At 36.0% G+C, this 19764-nt stretch carries 16 protein-coding genes and 1 pseudogene; 12 read left to right on the top strand and 5 right to left on the bottom strand.

Annotated features, from left to right (window positions below):
- Positions 1 to 23: 23 nt before the first annotated feature.
- Positions 24 to 245 (top strand): annotated as a pseudogene (locus tag BCR25_RS20570) (transposase); the annotation flags it as partial.
- Positions 246 to 465: 220 nt separating this feature from the next.
- Entirely contained in the window at positions 466 to 768 is a 303-nt protein-coding gene (locus BCR25_RS12930; RefSeq protein WP_071879536.1) for a hypothetical protein, read from the top strand.
- Positions 769 to 1151: 383 nt separating this feature from the next.
- Here the strand turns inward: BCR25_RS12930 and BCR25_RS20985 are convergent, their stop codons facing one another.
- From BCR25_RS20985 to BCR25_RS12910, 4 genes are read right to left on the bottom strand one after another with little or no spacing between them, the layout of a single operon-like run.
- Positions 1152 to 3728 (bottom strand): helix-turn-helix transcriptional regulator, encoded by a 2577-nt coding sequence (locus BCR25_RS20985; protein WP_069664006.1) that lies wholly within the window; start codon positions 3726 to 3728, stop codon positions 1152 to 1154.
- Between the two features lie 48 nt (positions 3729 to 3776).
- Positions 3777 to 4742, bottom strand: a complete 966-nt coding sequence (locus BCR25_RS12920) for an ABC transporter permease (protein WP_069664005.1) — start codon at positions 4740 to 4742, stop codon at positions 3777 to 3779.
- The gene (locus BCR25_RS12915; RefSeq protein ID WP_069664004.1) at positions 4739 to 5482 is read right to left on the bottom strand and encodes an ABC transporter permease; all 744 of its coding nucleotides are present in this window, start codon (positions 5480 to 5482) and stop codon (positions 4739 to 4741) included. The genes BCR25_RS12920 and BCR25_RS12915 overlap by 4 nt, the downstream gene beginning before the upstream one ends.
- Before the next feature lie 4 nt (positions 5483 to 5486).
- Positions 5487 to 6428 (bottom strand): ABC transporter ATP-binding protein, encoded by a 942-nt coding sequence (locus tag BCR25_RS12910; RefSeq protein ID WP_069664003.1) that lies wholly within the window; start codon positions 6426 to 6428, stop codon positions 5487 to 5489.
- A 263-nt stretch (positions 6429 to 6691) separates the two neighbouring features.
- On the opposite strand from BCR25_RS12910, the gene BCR25_RS12905 reads away from it, so the two are divergent.
- Positions 6692 to 8389: a metallophosphoesterase family protein gene (locus BCR25_RS12905; RefSeq protein ID WP_069664002.1), complete on the top strand. Its 1698-nt coding sequence runs from the start codon at positions 6692 to 6694 to the stop codon at positions 8387 to 8389.
- Positions 8390 to 8483: 94 nt separating this feature from the next.
- Here the strand turns inward: BCR25_RS12905 and pgmB are convergent, their stop codons facing one another.
- The gene (gene pgmB / locus BCR25_RS12900; RefSeq protein WP_069664001.1) at positions 8484 to 9155 is read right to left on the bottom strand and encodes a beta-phosphoglucomutase; all 672 of its coding nucleotides are present in this window, start codon (positions 9153 to 9155) and stop codon (positions 8484 to 8486) included.
- Positions 9156 to 9310: 155 nt separating this feature from the next.
- Between pgmB and BCR25_RS12895 the strand changes: the two genes are divergently transcribed.
- From BCR25_RS12895 to BCR25_RS12855, 9 genes are all read left to right on the top strand, one after another.
- Complete coding sequence (locus tag BCR25_RS12895; protein WP_069664000.1) at positions 9311 to 9745, top strand: RDD family protein; 435 nt, start codon at positions 9311 to 9313, stop codon at positions 9743 to 9745.
- The gene (locus tag BCR25_RS12890) at positions 9723 to 10016 is read left to right on the top strand and encodes a hypothetical protein (RefSeq protein WP_069663999.1); all 294 of its coding nucleotides are present in this window, start codon (positions 9723 to 9725) and stop codon (positions 10014 to 10016) included. Before BCR25_RS12895 ends, BCR25_RS12890 begins: the two co-directional genes overlap by 23 nt.
- A gap of 43 nt (positions 10017 to 10059) precedes the next feature.
- On the top strand, positions 10060 to 12387 hold the full coding sequence (locus tag BCR25_RS12885) for a glycoside hydrolase family 65 protein (RefSeq protein WP_069663998.1): 2328 nt from the start codon (positions 10060 to 10062) through the stop codon (positions 12385 to 12387).
- A gap of 11 nt (positions 12388 to 12398) precedes the next feature.
- Positions 12399 to 13679: a sugar ABC transporter substrate-binding protein gene (locus BCR25_RS12880; protein WP_069663997.1), complete on the top strand. Its 1281-nt coding sequence runs from the start codon at positions 12399 to 12401 to the stop codon at positions 13677 to 13679.
- Between the two features lie 89 nt (positions 13680 to 13768).
- Positions 13769 to 14680 (top strand): carbohydrate ABC transporter permease, encoded by a 912-nt coding sequence (locus BCR25_RS12875; RefSeq protein WP_069663996.1) that lies wholly within the window; start codon positions 13769 to 13771, stop codon positions 14678 to 14680.
- Positions 14681 to 14682: 2 nt separating this feature from the next.
- Entirely contained in the window at positions 14683 to 15519 is an 837-nt protein-coding gene (locus BCR25_RS12870; RefSeq protein ID WP_069663995.1) for a carbohydrate ABC transporter permease, read from the top strand.
- On the top strand, positions 15506 to 17635 hold the full coding sequence (locus BCR25_RS12865) for a glycoside hydrolase family 65 protein (protein WP_069663994.1): 2130 nt from the start codon (positions 15506 to 15508) through the stop codon (positions 17633 to 17635). Before BCR25_RS12870 ends, BCR25_RS12865 begins: the two co-directional genes overlap by 14 nt.
- A 15-nt stretch (positions 17636 to 17650) precedes the next feature.
- Complete coding sequence (locus tag BCR25_RS12860) at positions 17651 to 18670, top strand: LacI family DNA-binding transcriptional regulator (RefSeq protein WP_069663993.1); 1020 nt, start codon at positions 17651 to 17653, stop codon at positions 18668 to 18670.
- A 203-nt stretch (positions 18671 to 18873) separates the two neighbouring features.
- Positions 18874 to 19758: a hypothetical protein gene (locus BCR25_RS12855; protein WP_069663992.1), complete on the top strand. Its 885-nt coding sequence runs from the start codon at positions 18874 to 18876 to the stop codon at positions 19756 to 19758.
- The last annotated feature ends 6 nt before the right edge of the window (positions 19759 to 19764 follow it).

Raw genomic sequence — 19764 nt, 5'->3', positions numbered from 1 at the left:
TGAAGCTAAAATGTGATTTTATTATGGCTAGAAAGAAAAGAAATCCTGATGCTGAAAACCATTTTAAACGCTTATCAACCTGAATCTGTAGATGACATGCAAGATGCCTTAAAAGATGTATTTGGCCCTTATTTGAGAAAATGCTGCAGGAAGAATTAAACAATCATTTGGGATATGGACCTCATTCTAAAGACCTCAAAGAACATGTTAAGTGCCGAAATGGTTATGGAAATAAAACACTTAAAAAATAAATTTAATGAGAGCCTTTGTTAGAGATAAGGAAATAATGATTTTAGATGAACCATTCTCAGGATTGGATCAACAGTCAATTGAAAATTTACTTGAATATTTAGCCGCTACAAAAAAAATAAAATTTATTTTGTCGTGGCTCATGATAATTATTTTGATCAATTGGCAAATAAAATAATTTAATTTTAGAGATCAAAGGAAGTGGTAGTGTTGTTCATGTTAGTTGTTATTGGACTTTTATTAATAATCGTTGGTATTCAACTTAGAAGAGGCAAATGGTATGGAATAGTCGCTGGGAATACATTTAAAGATAAGCCGATTGAAGTTCAAAAAAAAGGTGCAATAGGAGCTTCATCTATTGCTTTTCTTGTAGGTGGCTTTTTAATAATCGTTTATATTTTAATGTTTTTTGGTATTCAAACGAGATTTTTAATCATTCCAGTAGTTGTAATAGTGATAGTATATTCTATGTTTGCAGTATACAAATATCTTAAACACTTCATTAAATATGGGAAATAAAGAAACTATTTAGTAAGAAAAAGAGTATTAGAGAATCTATAAAAAAGCACCACTAAAAAGCTCTTTGTTAGCTAATGTTGGTGAAGAAAAAATCGATTAGTATGATTCCTAGAGGAAATTTCCTCTAGGCTTTTGTTTTCTTTAAAAAGAATGGCGCTAAAGCTACTACAGGTATTCAAATATTGGAAACAACTGAGTGATCCCGTTTTTTAGATCTTCATCAATGAATAGTAAAGAAATTATAAATATATTTACCTCCAAACGGTCCTCTCCATAGCAACAACTAACATTTTCTAGAGAGCAATAAACTATATATCTGGTCATATCATTATTTTTTACAGCTTCTCCAAGCTATGGAGCCAACCACTTTCATAGCACAGTTCTCAAATCAACCTTAACTCTCGTCCTTTTTCCACGGCTAAGACACGTGAATTAACTTCTAGTTTACGATAGATATTTAACACATGTGTTTTAACCGTTGCTAGGGAAATAAAAAGCGTCTCGCCAATTTCTTTATTACTTTTACCGTTGGCGATTTCTTTTAAAACGTCTAGCTCTCGCTCTGTTAAAAGGGCACTGTTGTTGTTACCCAAACAAAGCGCTAAAACTTGTTGGTGAAATTGCTGCTCATTTACACCTAAACCTATAGTTAATGTTTCAGAATATTCTTTGAACAGCTGTGCAAGATCCTCTTTGTAATAATAAAAAAGACCAAGAACTTCATTTGTTGCTGCATAATAGAGGCTTTCATGGTAAAGGTTTTTTAAGACACGAGGATTACAGTTTCCCCAACGTAAATAGAGTTTAATCTTTAGTAAACTTGCATCGATTATTCTAAAATGAATTTTATTTTCTCTGCTTTCAGCTAAAATATCATCGACTAGTAAAAGTGTTTCTTTGTAGTTTTTACGATCTAATAAAATCATCGCATAAAATAATCGATTACTTAAATTTTGATAATCAGGATATTGGTGAAATTGGGTAATCAAGTTATCTTTTTCTGCCTCGGTTAATTGATGATACTTCAAGCTATACCTTAATACACCAGCTCTAGTCAATGGACTGATTGGACTAGAGGAAGAAAGCTGGAGCAGCTTTTGCACTGCAGAATAAGCTAATTCTATTTCATCGGATAAATACAGGTATTCAGCGTAATTATAACAATAGGGAGCATTCGCTTGTTGATTTGTGTCACTGATTTCACTTAACATTTGGTTTGCTTTCACCAAATTGAATTGCTTCAAATAGACCCCTGTAATGGTTACGTAAAAGCTTAAGAGGTAATTTTGCTTTATTTTTTTGCTTAATCTAAATGCTTCTAATGTGTGTTTTGCTTTTTCCATCATTTGTATACTTTGATTGAGTTCTCCAAGTTCCTCAAAGGCTTGAGCAAGTAATGTTCGACCAAAAAAACTTAGAAAAGGGTTGTCCCAATTTCTGTTCATTTTTAAGGCATCCAACACAAAATTAACTGTTAGTTGAAAGTCATCTTGGTAATAATAAAAAATCGCATTTTTTAATAGAATAAAGGCTTTAGAAGAGTCATTCAACTTCAACTGTTGGATTTCTTCAGAGTGAGTAATCTTTTGTTGAAGTGGTGACAGAGTATTGTCAAAAAGGATACGAACATCATTGATTGCTTGAACTTCGCCAGAGTCGGGATATTTTTCTTCTAGTTTATCTAAAAAGAGAGAACAATAATCATACTCTAGATTGGAGTAATGGTAAAAGAGCTTCTGATAGCAAAAGTCTATATTGTTTAATGCAATTTCTGTCGGAATCTCACCAACAAAATAAAGCGTTCGAAGAGACTCTTGATGTTGTAAGAGCAAATCCATCAGTTGTTCATAGTCTTCAAGCTCTAATAGTAAGGCAAAGCCTTGAAAAAAATCCTCTTCTTTAATGAAAAAGGTCGCTGCATTTTGCTTTAATTCTTGTTGTTTTAGAAAGGGCAGTTGTTTAAAAAGACGAATCAAATATTCTTTAAAGATTGGATGATATTGATACACTTGCTGTTGACTATCTGTACAGATGATCAAGAGATTTTTACTGACTAATCTTGATAAAGTGGAACTGAAATCAAGTGATAGTCCAAGTGCATTCGTTAATTTTTCTGTTGCGTAAGGAAAATAAGCTGTCTGAACTAAAAATAAGCGTTCTTCTTCGGTGAGTTGCTGAAAGATTTCTTGCGTTAAATAATTAGTTAGCAGGTGGTCCTCTTTTTGGATCTGTTTTACAACAGAAAGATTATTTCGTAATTTTGCGGCTGTTATCATTTGTAAACCGCCAATCCAGCCTCCGGCAATTTCAGTCATTTCCCTTTTTTCTTTTAAAGTTAAGGTTTCTCCAGCAGTACACTGAATAAAAGCATCAGCTTCTTCATCAGATAAAAGGAAGGCAGATTCATCGATATACGTTAATTCGTCAGCCATTTCAAAGCGGCTTAAATAAAGCGTCAATGTCTGTCTAGTTAATAAAATGATATGGATGAAATCTGGTGCTTGCTCGAGAAATTGTTCCAAAGAGTTGAGGACAATTGGGTTTTCGATTAAATGAACATCATCTAAAACCAAAAATAGTTCTGTCTCTTCAATTAAACTATTTACAAAGTAGACGACTAATTCATCAATAGATTCACTATTACAGGTCACTCGGAAAAATTCTAGAAATTCTTGTTTGACTTCTCCTAAGTTCTCTTGAAAAATTTCAATTAAATAGCTCCAGAAAACAGAAAGACTATTGCAATCTGAAGCTAAACTGATCCATTTGACTGTTTCAGGAGATTTTTTTGTTAGGAAAGAGCAGATTGCTGTAGTTTTCCCTTTACCAGCACCCGCTTCTAAAACCATAATCTTTTTTGAGCTGCCAATTTCGATTTTTTGTGACAGTTCATTTCGGTTTATAGTGTTTCTACGAATTTCAGGTAATTGGATCCTTATATTGGCAATTTTCTTATCCACATTTCGATCTCCCTTCAAAAGGTCTTTTTACTTAGTATAACAGGTTGGCTATTTGCGTACATACTCTTTTTTTGTTTTTAGAACTGCTAGAGAAAAGAAAAGCAATGTGAGACCAAGAAGATAAAATAGCTCAAAATAGACATTCTTTAGAGGACCACCTGATTCAATGAGTTCAACGATGTTTAAATAATTTTTTTGAGGAAGCCATTTGATTAACCCATCAATCCAGCGATTGCCTCCTTCAAATGAAAAGAAACTGCCGGATAGAATCGTTGTTAGCATTACGGTCATCGAACCTATCATATTGGCTTGATCACTAGTAGAAATGAACGCAGCGATGAATAACGAATAAGCTGTTCCAATCAACGAAATTAGGCAAAGTAAAAACAAATACTGTATAAAGGAAAAACCAATCGTGACACTAAATATGGTTTTGGCTATAGCTAAGATCGCTAAGGTTGGAAATAGTAACAAACCAAATGTGAGCAAACTGTAAGAGAGCAATAGTTTCCAAAAAGATGTAGGAGTAGCGACGATGCGCTCCAGTAGGTGTTTTTCTTTATCTTCATTGAAAATGTACATATTTACAACGGCAGACATTAGTAGAAACATCAATAAGAAGCCGATGATACGGCTTCCTATCGAAGTCGTTTGTTGTTTCAAAGCTGTGTTGTTTGGGTTTAATAAAGATTGCCGTATTTCTTTTTCAAAGGGTTCATTTTTTATTGAAGCTACCGTAAGCTGGTTTTTTTCTTTTGTTATTACTGCATCATACTCTCCCTTAAGCAGTTGAAGCATAGAGGGATCTTCGGTTAAATGAGAAACAGTTATTCGTTGATTGGAAACTAATTCATGATGTTCATCTCCGATAACACCTATGTGCAGCGGCGCATTTTCTCGACCACTCATATAGATAGCAATAATGATCGAGATAACCATTATCCCAAGCATCAATAAGAGTCTTTGATGTTTTTGAATGAGCCGAAACCCATTATTTTTCAATAATGCAATCATACATAATCCTCCTCATTAAATAGAAAAATGATTAGTACTATCGTGGCAAAGGATAGAGCCGACAATAGAAGTAAAAGCGGAAAGAACTGAGAGACATTTTGATCATATATGAATGCGAAAATGGCATCCAGCACTTTGGTTACAGGAGAAACCTCACTGATAGTGACCATCGTTTTACCTAAACTAGCTATAGGGAAGAATAGACCTGAAAGAAAGCCAAGAAGGGCTGTTAAAATACTTAATACCTGATTGGCTGCACCTTCACTTTTGAAGATACAACACATTAGCACACCTATACAACTAAATAGAAAATCCAAGGCTAGGATAAGCAACCACACATACGGCAGCATTTTCCCTCCGAAATTCACATTAAATGCTAAAAAGGCAATGCCGCTGGAAAGTGAAAAGAATATACCTGTGAAAAGAAACGTAGCGATTATCTTGGAAATTGGAATAAACCAGGAAGGGATTGGCGAAAAAATAATTCGCAAGTTTGGCTGCTTAATCCGCTCTTCAAGAAAACTGTTAGCTGAATAGGTTCCTGCATATAATGAACTGAACAAAAGCATTGTGACACCATAGTAATCGTAGCTGGACACGGTCGAACCATAAAGGCCCTCCGTGAGTAAACCTAAAATGGCAGTGAAAAGGAAGGGAAAGGCAATACATAAAATTACCCACATAGGATTGATGATCAAATTGAGCGTATCTCTTTTTAGGATAGTCATAAAACGATACATATCTTCACCTCACATCTCTTAATGAACGACCAGTTAAATCAAGAAACACGGTTTCTAAATTGTCTGCTTCAATTACAATATTTTGAATTTTTTTATTTTGTTGAATGAGTTTAGCGATTATAGAATCTAAATTTTCAACCCCTTTAATGACAGTTATCTTCAATTCATTCTCTTCAAGCTGCACATTCATTATTCCTTCGATCTGATAGATTTCTTTAAGGGATAACGCTGAATTATCAGCTAGTTGAATGACAATTTCCTTTTCATTTTTGCGATCTTTCAACCATTCCTTTGTTCCTTCAGCGATGATTTTGCCATGGTCCATAATAATAATACGAGTAGAGATTTCTTCAACTTCTTCCATATAATGGGTCGTGTAAAGGATGGTCATTCCCTTTTTTCGCATCTTCCGTATGGTAGCTAAAATGTGATTACGTGATTGTGGATCGATCCCAACGGTCGGTTCATCCATGATTAGAAGCTCTGGTTCATGAGCAATCGCACAGGCAATATTCAAGCGGCGTTTCATCCCTCCGGAGAACGTCTCAACTTTTTCTTTGCGATGCTCTAACAAGCCAACTGAACGCAGCGCAAAGTCAATGCCTGCTTTTAACTTTTCACCTTTCAAACCATATAGAGAAGCAAAAAACTGGATATTTTTTTCTGCAGTTAAATCCTCATACAGCGCCAGTTCTTGGGGGACTATTCCTAAATATTTTTTGTAATATAGGAGATTACGTTCTATTTTTTCATTACGATAAAAAATTTCTCCTTGGTCATAATTTAGCAAGCCACATAGAATATTGATGGTTGTACTTTTCGCTGCTCCGTTTGGACCAAGCAAACATAGAATTTCACCTTCGTTGATTGAAAAACTGATGTCATGGATTACTTGTTTTTTCTGATAGCTTTTTGATAAGTGTTTAACTTCGATTAAGGTTGTCATTGTTTTCAGCTCCTTTATCTAAAGTATAAGTAAGGTAGGATAAAAAATATATCAACCGAAAGGATGAAATTAAGAGGATATGACAACCTCACAAAACTCCAGAAAAAATTAATACAACATAAAGTTTTATCTTCTTATTTTGATTTCTCCAAATTATTAAAAAAAGCCTTTGATTTGTTGAATAATGCATAATACAATGAAAATGCCAAGAGATTATTTAGACTAAAGTATTTAAGAAAAATTTCAAAGGAGGGGATTCGAAAATGAAATCAAATCAACAGGAAACGTCTTTGATTAGCCAAAAGCAACAGCCATTTTTAACGTCAGAAGTGGAAAGAGGATTACCTCCCGAACTTGTTAGTCGTTTTGAGCTTTATCCAGAAAATAAGCGACGACCCGTGAATAAACGATTGTTTAAAAATGACTATTTTCAATTGACTTATAACGTAAAAACAACTTCTATGAATGTGTCTTCTAGAGGTGATCTTGTCTATTCGGCGATCCCGTATGATACGGCCAGAAACTATATCCAGCGCGCAGCAATTCAATATTTACTCTACCCGGAAGCAGCTCGTCAGTACATTGAATCCCATAAGGAGACTTTAGAAACCTATCTTATACTTAGTATTTTTCAGACAACAAACAAACGAGTGGATAAGAATTCTTCTGAAATTATTCAAGCCTATGCAGCCATTTTTGAAGATCCATTATTTGAGATTCAAATCCTCGGACGTTTGTTGCAACACGATGAGACGGGGGCGCTTTCTGCCAATCTTGCAGGAAAGTTTTTGTTTAGCGAAAATAGAAAAACGGGTATATCCGGCTATGTTTCAGAATATCTTCATTTTATTGTTCAGCTTACTCAGGCTCTACCTATAAAGACTGATGGGAAAAGTGTACAGCTAGTGGAAGCGGATCTTCAAGGTGTCTTTGTCTCTGAGAATCAATTATCTATAGCATCTGATATTAAACCAGCATTAGATTTACTTCCTCTAGAGTTAAAACAAACGATAGAAAGATCGATAGTTGCAGAAAAACAAGCTCTGCCAGTAAATAATAAGTTGCTTTTACGCTCAGAGTTTGGCAAAGAATTGTCAGAAGTTAGGAAAAATTATATTGCACATAGTGTTGATCCAAAAGAGCTGGAGCAATATTTTGAAAATGTTCATCCAACTGAAAATACAAATATCATAAATGTTGTTTCAGATATTCATACGATTAACGGTGAACGTGCTGTTACAAATAAAAACTTTACAATTCTAGCTGGGGATAGCTCGAATGCCAATGCTGTAAACGAAGATATGAAGGGGTTATATGTTATTGGAAATCATGATCTAACTGCCGTATTGCCAAAAAGTCAGAGTAAGGAAACAGAGGAATGGGAGAAATGGCGGCCATTTTTCAACTATAAGTGGTTCCAAGATCTTTTACAAGATCCAGACAAGTCATGGTATAAGCTGCCTATTGGTAATCATATCTATTATGAATGTGTGAAAGTAGAACTAGAAAAACGATTTCCAGCAATGAATGTGTTAAATAATCGCAGTATTATCCATAAAGGGATCCGCTATATTGGACTGACGATTCCAGTAGTATTGGTGAAACGAAAAAAAGCACAGCAAGCATTTATCCTTAAGGCATTGACACACCTATTAAACAAAGAATATGCTATACCCACTGTAATTGTCTCACATGCTCCTTTGTTTAATGAACTAAGTATGCTTTCTCCAGATAGTGCAGCATATAATAGCGACTATATATGCTCAGAGCCAAAAATCAAAGCTCTATTTGAGGAGTATAATATAATTGGTGCGATTCATGGTCATCATCATATACCAGCATCTACAGGACGATACAAAAGGGTAACATTTGCAGATAAAGAACTATTTGTCGTTTCCTCAATATACTCTAAAATGAATACAGGATTTGAATTAATGGATCTGCTAAATGATATGAAGTAACAAAAAATAAGCTCTAAGAAAGGAGTTAGGAGTCACAAAAGTCGTTCTTTAGATTTTTGTGGCGGCAAACCGATTTCTGAAGAGCTTTTTTATCTTACCCTTTTTTGTGTAGCTGCCAAATAGTCATCAGCTTTTCAAACGTCAATTCTTCTGTTGTAGGAAACGTATGATCTGCATCGGACAAAGTGACAGGATCACCTATACCAATTGAAAGCATCTGTGCATCATTGATTGCTTGAATGCCGGAGTATGCGTCTTCGACACCAATGGCTTCGTCAGGAACAATAGCTAGTTGTTCGCAGGCTTTAATAAAAATTTCTGGATCAGGTTTTCCTTTAGATAGTGTTGTTGGATCGACAATTGTATCAAAGGATTCGCTTAGTCCAAGTCTTTCTAAAATTGTCGGGGCATTTTTACTTGCAGATGCTAAGGCAATTTTTAGTTGATGCTCCTTTAGTTCAACCAACAAACGTGCAATTCCTGGAAGAATATCGCTAGGCGTGATTTGTTGAATCAACTGTACGTAAAAATCATTTTTTTCAGTAGCAAGCTCGTTTTTCTCTTCTTCGCTAAAAGAGTCTTCCTGATTTCCTAACGCTAAAATTCTCCGCAACGATTCCGTTCGATCGACTCCTTTTAGTTCTTCATTAAATGCTTCTGTAAGCTCTATGCCTAATCGTTCACCTAATTTTTTCCAGGCAATAAAGTGAAATGCAGCAGTATCGGTAATAACACCATCTAAATCAAAAATAATTGCTTTTAACATACCAGTTCCTCCTAAAACGTTTTAGATAATTTCGATTTTTAGTATAATTTAGTCTAGATTAAAATGCAACTTTTTTTTGAAAACGCTTGATTATCGAAGAAAAATCTGCTAATATCCAATTATACCGAAAAGGTTTTCGTTAGGAGGTGTTTTCTATGAAAAGTAAATGGATAGTGAGATTATTGGCAGGCGCCATTGATCTTTTATTACTCTTGATTCCAGGATATATGGTGATGACTGTCTTAAAAGTGGACGGATTACTTTATAATTTACTGCCCCAATTATTGTTTGCAGTTTACAATGTTATTTCGATCACATCGTTTAATGGCAAGACAATAGGAAAATTTTTTGCTCGACTTTCTGTATATTCGGAAGAAGGCGGGGCATTACATTTAGGCATTCGTGAAGTTAGCAAGCTATTGTACTTTTTACCGAATATAGGAATGCTGTTTTTAGGAATCAATCTTTTTACATGTTTATTTTTGAATCGCACACTGCATGATTGGATTGGTAAAAGTCAAGTACTATTAGATATTGAAAAGGTGACGTTAGAGAAAGGAGATTCTTATGAAAAACGGCTCACTCGATGAGGTGTTAGTGAAAAATCCGATTGCACACATCAACACAGAGTGTTTGCTTTTATTGATTTTCGCTGCTGTGGGTGCGGGGTATTTACTGACATGGTTGTTAAAAGATAAGTACAATGCTCGCTATTTAGTTCGAGCCTATCTCTTATATGGTATGATTCATTTACTCGTTGGGCTATTCGTATTTAAAGCTGCGTTGGTTCTTGTTATTGGCTCTTATTTGCTAGGCAGTGTATTCACGCTGTTTCGTTCAAATCATTATTTTTACGGTTAATTTTTTTATAATAAAACTAAAACGTTTTCTTTAGGGGGAAATCATGGAAACAGGAATAAAGTATTTTGAAGACAATCAATGGTTGATTGGAGAAGAGAAATTTAGAACAGATTGGCTTGGTAAAGCTGAAACAATCATGTGTTTAGGCAATGGCTATTTAGGAATCCGTTCTGCTACAGAAGAATCGTATATTGGAGAAACAAGAAACACCTTTGTAGCCGGTACCTTTAACAAATTTGATGACAATGAAGTAACCGAACTGCCTAATGTTCCTGATTTGATCGGTATGGACTTTCGCTTGAATAATCAGCGTTTGGATTTAACCTTAGGCACTGTGTCTGAATATCAACGCACTCTAAATTTGAAAACGGGTGAATTGATTCGTTCATTTGTCTGGGAATATCAAGAGATTAAAGCTAGATTCACTTTTAGGCGCTTTGCTTCATTTTCAAATAAACATTTAATTGCGCAAAAAGTTGAGATTCAAAATTTAGGAGTACCGTTAACAATTGAAGTGATATCTGGTATTAATGGTCAAGTATCGAATAGCGGTTCTCAACACTTTACGGAAGGAGATAAAGCGCTATCAGAGGGTAAATATATGCAGATGATGCCGTATACTAGCCAGTCAAATATCTTCTTTGTATTATCGACCGTTCATAAAATTGCGAAAGAACACGATATCTATGACGAAACCAAAAAGAGAATTGAGATGGGACGACGCAAAATCTATAACCGATATTGGCTGGACCTGGATCAAAATGAATCAGTCTCGATTGAAAAAATTTCGTCTATTCATACAAGTATTGACTTAGAAACTAGCGGAAAAACGCTGGAAGAAGTCAAAAACAGCTCCTTAGTCGAACTAAAACAAGCAGAAGAGCTGGGGTATCAAGCACTCCATGAAGAATCAAAGAATGCTTGGGATAAACAAGTTTGGTCTGTTTTACCGATTACGATTGAGTCAGAGAATATCAAAGATCAACTAGCTGTGAATTTTGCGAAATATCATTTACATGTTATGACACCAGCACATGATGAACGGATGAATATTGGGGCGAAGGGCATGTCTGGTGAAGGTTATAAGGGTCATACTTTCTGGGATACAGAAATTTTCATGTTGCCTTATTTCACATTTACCCATCCAGAAATTGCTAAAAAGTTAGTGACTTATCGTTATCTCGGACTTGAAGGTGCGCATAAGAAGGCGGCAGAAAATGGGTTTGAAGGTGCGCAGTTTCCATGGGAAGCAGCTTGGCCTGATGACGGAGAGACGACGCCAGTATGGGGAGCCGCTGATATCATCACAGGCAAACCAACGAAGATTTGGTCTGGCTTTATTGAACAGCATATTACTAGTGATGTTGCTTTTGGAATGAAACAATTTATGGATGTTACAGGAGATAAAACATTTTCCAGAGAAAAAGGGTATGAAGTGATCCTTGACACTGCTAAATTTTGGGCTAGCCGTTTAGAATGGCAAGAAGCGAACCAACGATATGAAATTTTAGAAGTTGTTGGTCCAGATGAATATAAAGAACATGTTGATAATAATGCGTTTACAAATTATACAGCGCATTGGAATATTACTTTAGCGATGAAGCTTTATGAAGAATTGAAAGCCAACGATCCAGAAGTCTTTGATCGCTTGAATAAAAAGCTAGATCTGACGCGTGTCTATAATGAATGGCAAGAAAAAGTAGCTAAATTATACCTACCGCAGCCAAATAAAGACAAAGTCTTACCACAAGATGACACTTATTTATCAAAACCAATTATCGATTTGACGAAATATAAAAATGATGCCCATGTTGGAACGTTATTCCATGAATATAACTTAGATCAAGTCAATAATTTACAGGCAACAAAACAAGCGGATGTCCTACTTTTACTATTTTTATTCGAGGATTTATTCCCCAAGGAAGAAAAGCTGATCAACTGGAACTATTATGAACCAAAAACCTTGCATGACTCATCACTTTCCTTGTCTACACACGCTATTTTGGCTGCTGATTTAGGAAAATTAGAAGAGTCATATGAATTATTTAATAAAGCCTTAGATATTGATATGGGCGAAAACATGACTTCTTCAAACGAAGGAATCCATGCGGCTTCATTAGGCGGTATTTGGCAGATGACAGTGTTTGGGTATGGCGGTGTTCGTTGTTTAGATGGGAAGTTACGTATTGAGCCTCACTTACCAAAAGCGTGGAATAAGCTTTCGTTTGGTATCATCTGGCAGAATAACCCATTGACGATCGAGATCACAAAAGAGCAGATGACCATTGTCAATCATGGCGAAAAAGAGGTAGAAATTGAATCATTTGGAAAAAGCTACACGATTAAAGAAGAAATAATAATAACATTATAGGAGGAATAAAGATGAAAGCTTGGAAAAAAATGATCGGTACAGGAATGGTGTTAATGGCTGCATTCATGCTTAGCGCATGTGGGAATGATGGTAAAAATGCTGGAGGTTCAGAAAGCGGTAAAACTGATTTTTCTGGTGAAAAATTAACGATTGGTGTCTGGGGAGGAAATGAAGCAGAGGAAGTTTCACTAAATGAAATGATTAAAACGTTTGAAAAAGATACTGGCGCAAAAATCGAAAAAAAAGTGTATACAGATTATAATACACAAATTCAAGCTGATATGGTTGGAAAAACCGCTCCTGATGTGTTTTATGTTGATGCTCAAATGTACCCATTTTTCTCTCAAAACGGCATGTTAGCCAAGTTGGATAAAGATCAATTTGAGTCAGATAAATTTTATGAAAGTTTGACTGAAACATTTTCAACGGATGGTGATTTATACGCAGTACCTAAAGATATGTCTACATTAGCGTTGTATCTAAATACAGAAGTTTTTGAGAAAACAGGCGTTTCTGTCGATGATATTCCAAGCTCGTATGAAGAATATGTAAAATGGTTACCAGATTTTCAAAAGAAAATCGATGATGCTTATGGTGCAGGTAAGGTTTTTGCAATGAGCTATACACCAGAATTGTCACGTAATTATCATTTAGCACTTCGTGATGGTGCTGAACCGATCAAAAATGATGGTAGTGCAAATTTATCGAATAAAAAAGTGGTTGAAAATTTAACGATCTTAAAAGAATTAGTTGATACAAAGGCTGTAGTGTCACCAAAAGATGTTGGAACTGGCTGGAATGGCGAAGCCTTTGGAACGGGGAAAGTTGCGATTATGGATGAAGGGAATTGGGTATATCAAACGTTGAAGACTGAGTTTTCAGATATTCCATTCACTGTAAGAGAAATGCCGACGTATAAAGATGCAGAGGGTTCAATGATGTTTTCAGTTGGCTGGGGTAAATATTCAGGAACGAAGCAATCCGAACTTGCTGACAAGTGGATTCAATACACAACAAGTAAAGAAGGAATGCAAACTTGGGTAGAAGGAACCGGAACATTGCCTAGCCGAGAAGATGTTGCAGAGGCTGCTAAAATTACAGATAATCCAGATTTACTTGTCCATTTGGAAGCTTGGGATTATGCAACTGTTTGGCAAAACGGTGTAACACTTGATACGATCGGCAAAGCTTATGAGAATTACTTGCCACAAGCAATTGATGGTAGTGAAAGTTTTGAAAAAGCAATGAAACAAGCAGATGAACAGGCCAATGCAGATATTGATGCACAGTAAATGCTGTTGATAACTGAGGCTGAAACAAAAAAATGAACGCATGCTCATTTTGTTTCGGCCTTCGTTACATTTGTGAAAGGAGTCAACTTATGGAAATTCCAAAAATGAAAAAAAGGCGGACGAAAGGGCAGGCGCAAGAAATCCGCCAAGCATGGCTTTTTTTAGCACCAGCAATTATTGTGGTTTCGATTTTCTTTGTGTTAGCGATAGCATTTGCTGTCTATCTTTCTTTTAATGATGTGAATTTGTATTCAAGTACGTATACATTCAAAGGCTTTGATAATTATTTACGTATGTTCCAGGATAAAAAGGCCTTGATCGCTCTTAAGAATACAGCGACGTTTGCGTTTGTTGTAGTGCCGTTGCAAACTCTTTTTGCTTTGGTAATCGCCTACATTTTAAGTAGTAAAGGCATCAAAGGGAAAAAAATGTTTCGGATGGTCTATTTTTTACCTACGTTAACTTCTAGTTCAGCTTTAACGATTATCTTTATGTTTATCTTCAATGTTTATGGCCCCATCAATGAATTTTTTATGTGCTTAGGGTTATATAATGAGCCGATCAATTTTTTACAAGAGCCTGCTTATGCGTTGAAAGTAATCATGGTGATGAATATTTGGTCGACCGTTCCCTATTATATGACGATCTATTTGGCTTCGTTAGTCGATCTGCCTTCGTCCTTATATGAGGCCGCATCAGTAGATGGCGCTACAGCGATTGACAAATTACGTTATATTACGATTCCTTATTTAAGACCGATTACGACATATGTATTGTTAACTGGGATCATTGGTACATTTCAAATGTTTGACCAAGCTTATATCTTTTCAAATGGATCTGGCGGACCAAACAATTCAACGCTAACGATTTCATTAATGATTTATCAATACGCTTTTGGTCAAATGAATACGATGGGCTATGCAGCAGCGTTAGCAATTGTTTTAGCGATTATAATATTTATGGCATCACGTTTGGCTGAAAAATTAAACGGCGGGAGGTAACTATGAAAGCGACGAAAAAAGAAAAAGTTCTAAAAGGACTATTATATGCAGTGTTGATCATTTATGCGTTAGCAACCTTTTATCCTTTCATCTGGGCAATTGCTGCTTCGTTCAAACCCTTAAAAGAGATTGTTTCTGGCGATCTAAGCTTAATTCCACAGAATTTTACATTGGGCAATTATCAATATGTGTTGGGGCGTTCATCTTTATTTACCCGTTGGTTTATCAATTCAGTGATTATTTCTGTGATTGGAACAGCAATCAACATTCTTTTAAACACGATGGCTGGCTATGCGTTGGCTCGTCTGAATTTTCCAGGTCGTCAACGTGTTTACTATGGCTTTTTGGCTTTAATGATGGTTCCAGCGCAAGTTCTATTGATTCCTAATTATTTGATTCTAATGAATCTAGGTATGCTAGATAGTTTTTCTGCGTTGATTTTACCTGCGGCAATCAATATAGGAAATATTTTTATGATGCGTCAATTTTTCTTGTCTTTTCCAAAAGATGTGGAAGAAGCCGCCGCTATCGATGGTTTAGGCAGATTTCAAACCTTTTTCAGAATTGTCATGCCACTAGCTAAACCTTCGATTGCCACTCAAGCAGTATTTATTTTTATGGGATTTTGGAATGAATTTATGAAACCGATGCTTTATTTAACGACACCAAGCAAATATACGCTGACGTTAGGCTTGCAAACTTTCCAAAGTCAAAATGGCGGCGTACGTTGGGATCAGACGATGGCAGCAAGTGTTATTACGATCATTCCGATTATTATTTTATATTTGGTATTCAACAAGTATTTCTTGCAAGGAGTGAGGATGGATGGAGAAAAATAGTGACTTTATACTCGATATCAAGGAATTACCCAATCGCAATGCTGAATATTTAGAGACACTGTTTGCTTTAGGAAATGGTAAATTCGGGGTGCGAGCTGGTAATCCGTTGAAGGTCAATCAGCAATATCCTGGGAATCCGGGCTTGTTTGTCAATGGCTTTTTTGAAAGTGAAGAGATTCAATATGGCGAATGGGCGTATGGCTATGCGAAGCAACATCAAACGATCTGTAAATTACCAAATCTGCGTGGAGTGACTTTGCGCATTGGCTCAGAAGATTCCGCTAAAGAAGAATGGCAAATAAAGCTGACACATGCACAGCTGGATATGAAACAGGGGGTGCTGTTTGAACGTTACGCTGTAAAGACGCCTGCTGGTAAATCCTTTGATCTGAAAATGACGTCATTTGCTTCGCTGGCTCGCAGTGAACTGTTTGTCTGCAAATATGAAATCAGTAAGCACAACTTTGAAGAGCCGGTTCATTTTACTCAAAGTCTTTTTCAAGAAAGGGAAGCGATCAATGAAAATGATGATCCTCGAGTAGTAAGTAAAGAACAAGACTTAGGGATTGAGCAAAATCAGGATATCTATCAATTTACTACCAAAAATAGTCAAAAAAAACTTGCAATTAAATGGATTAAGAATGATGATAGTTTTGAAGGGAAAAAAGATCAATTTGTCTCTATTTTTCAAATCAGTTCGATAATGGATGCGACAGACGAGTCAGCTCCTTCCTTTAGCTGTGAGTTAGCTGAATTTGATACCCTTTTGAAAGAGCAGAGACAGATGTATCATAACTTCTGGTCAGTTAGTGATATTCGTATCAAAGGAAATGACACGTTACAAAAAGGGATTCGTTTTAATCTTTTTCATCTAAATCAAGGAGCTGGTCGTGATGGGCAAACGAATTTTGCTGCAAAAGGCTTGACTGGTGAAGGTTATGAAGGTCATTATTTTTGGGATACTGAATTGTACATTTTGCCATTTTTCATATATACTCAACCTAAAACAGCGAAAGCATTATTGAGCTATCGATGGACCATTTTAGAACAGGCAAAAGCTCGTGCAAAAGAATTGAATCAGTCCGGTGCTTTATTTGCTTGGCGGACGATCGATGGTCAAGAAACAAGTGCATACTATCCCGCTGGAACCGCACAAGTTCATATTAATGCAGATATCGTTTACGGCTTTCAACTGTACGAACGGGTAACAGGTGATCACCAATTTATTGAGGAAAAAGGTCGTGAGGTTGTTTTTGAAACAGCGAAATTCTGGGTGGATTTTGGTGATTTTATAAACAAAGAGGGTCAACTTGCTTTTTGTATCAACGGTGTGACTGGACCGGATGAGTATAGTGCCTTAGTCAACAATAATTATTATACAAATAAAATGGCACAGAACAATTTGCGCTACGCAGTTGAGCTTGCTAATAGGTATCAGCTATTTGAAAATGAGCGAGAGAAATGGCAAAAAGCTGCCGATCTTATGTATTTCGGGTATAATCAAGAGATGGGATTGACTAAACAAGATGATGGATTTTTAGATCAAGCGCTTTGGGATTTCGAAAAAACGCCAAAAGATCATTATCCTCTATTATTAAACTATCATCCAATGATCATTTACAAATATCAAGTATGCAAACAAGCAGATACAGTTTTAGCAGAAATGCTATTTACAGATGACTTTTCTAAGGAGCAGTTATTAAGAGATTATGCGTATTACGAGAAAGTAACGACACATGATTCTTCTTTGTCACGTTCGATTTTCAGTATCATGGCAAGTCGTACAGGGCAGGTAAAAAAGGCGTATAATTATTTTATGGATACCGCTTTGATGGATGTGACAGATCTTCAAGGAAATGTAGAAGACGGTATTCATGCTGCAAATATGGGTGGAAGTTGGTTAAGCCTAATGTATGGTTTTGCTGGTTTGCGTTATGATCAAGGGCTTAAGTTGACCAACTATTTACCAAAAGAAATTGAAGAACTTCGTTTCCAACTAATGTTTAAAGGAGAAAGGATCGAAGTGATATTGACACAACAAAAAATAGATTGTGTATTGATTCCAAACTCAAAACATACGTTGACGATTAGCGGGAAAGAAGTGCTAATTAATTAAAAGGAGGCGAAAGAGATGCGTGCAACCATTCGTGATGTGGCGAAAAAAGCTGGTGTTTCGATTGCGACAGTCTCTAAAGTTTTTAATGGATATACGGATATTAACAATGAGACGAAAGAAAAAATCTTTGAAGTTGCCAAAACACTGGATTATACACCGAATATGGCTGCCAGAACATTGTCTTCCAAAAAGCAGCAAACAATTGCTTTGATTTTAAATGAACTTAATTTTAATCGGAAATCAACAATGCCGATGGAAGTATTAAACGGGGTTTACAAGTTTACTGAGCAATCTGATTTTGAATTTGTTTTTTATGGAACGAGCACTGAAAAACAGGAATCCAAAACGTTCAGGCAATTTTGTAATGAACATAACATTACTGGAGCAGTTATTCAGGGATTGAAAATGACGGATCCGTATTATTATGAGATCCAAGAAACTGATTTACCAACTGTATTGATTGATATTGTAAGTGACAATCCTAAAGTAGGAACCGTTTCTATAGATAATCAGGCTGCCTCTTTGAAAGCAGTGAATTATTTGCTAAGTCAAGGCCACCAACATATTGGTATGATCAATGGGAGCAGAGACGCGAATGTTAGTATATTAAGGGAACAAGGATATCGTGAGGCATTGCAGGAAAATGAAATGCTTATCAATGAGGCGTATATCCAATATGCCAATTTCGATGAGGATATTACTTTTTTGATAACGAAAAATTTATTAAGCAACCATAAAGAGATTACAGCGTTGTTTTGCGCAAGTGACATTATGGCGATTGGTGCGATGCGCGCTGTTAAAGATATGGGGAAACGGGTGCCGGAAGATATTTCGATCATCGGTTTTGATGATATCATTTTAGCTTCGTATGTGACACCTCGATTGACTTCTATTGCTCAAAATATGGAAGAAATTGGATTTGAAGCAGCAAAACTTTTAACAGATATCATAGATAAAAATGAAACAAATGCTAAAACGCGCCGAACGGTTCCTTATGAAATAAAATACCGTGAAAGCGTAAGTCCAAACAAATAAAAAATACTGTTATGACACTGAACATGATTCAGAGCCGTAACAGTATTTTTTTGCGTGAAACCAGAGTGATTTTAAAAGGCTATTTTATATGGACTTTTGCAAAAAATTCTAAGTTAATATGCTAGTACAATAAATAATATTGTATAATTAATAGAAAGTTCTGTTAAAGGAACGTTCTATTATTGATAAAAAAGGAGAGTTCTATGGTTGTAAAGCAAAATATGAAACTGGTATTTTTCATTTCAGTGATTACCATGGTGTTGTGTTGGGAAATATTATATTTTTCTCTCGGAGAAGGATTCATTATGGGGCTGTCCATTTGTACTAGTTTTTATTTTTTGAAAGGCTGGTATGTGAAAACAGCTCATGTGACACGATTTTTCAATCAACCTAAGCGCCGAGCGTACTTATATGGATTGCCGGCTATTCCCATACTGTTATATCTATATACATTGAGAACAGTTGCCTCGTGGGATGTCGTAGGAGAAATGGCTTATATTATTATGTATTTATTTTTAGGGATTGCTTGGCTTGCTTTAAGCTTTGATGGGATGCTATTATTGTGGTCTTTTTCTTATGAAGATGATGTTTTAATGAGTAAAAATAAAGCAGCGTTAATCTTGATGACAGGGGCCATTGTGGGGAGTTCACTGATTTATGCAGGGGCTAATATTGGTGATGGTCCCGGCTGGTGGACAGTTGTGTTTGCTGGTGGCTTAGGCACGGTTTCTTGGTTGGTTTTAGGTATGTTGATCAATCAAACAACTACAATCATCGAATCGATCACAATGGAGTATGACACCAATAGTGCTATTCGTTTTTCTACTTATTTAGCAGCTTCTGGCGTGATTTTGGCGCGTGCTTCATCAGGGGATTGGACGTCTTTTTCAATGACTGTAAAAGAATTTATGGTGGGCTGGCCGGTGCTGCCTTTAGCAGGATTAGTGATTTTGATTGAACGGTTTATTTTTAAGCCCCAAACGACTAATACTGATGAAGGAAATACAAAAATAATGTCGATCGGAGTATCAGTTTGCTATATCTTGTATGCGATTGTTACATTTACGTTGCTGATGCCGAGAGTTTAGGAGGTA

This window comes from Enterococcus termitis (assembly GCF_001730305.1).
GTDB lineage: Bacteria > Bacillota > Bacilli > Lactobacillales > Enterococcaceae > Enterococcus_L > Enterococcus_L termitis.
The sequence above is the reverse complement of the archived record's forward strand: the minus strand, read 5'-3'. Positions and strand labels throughout refer to the sequence as shown.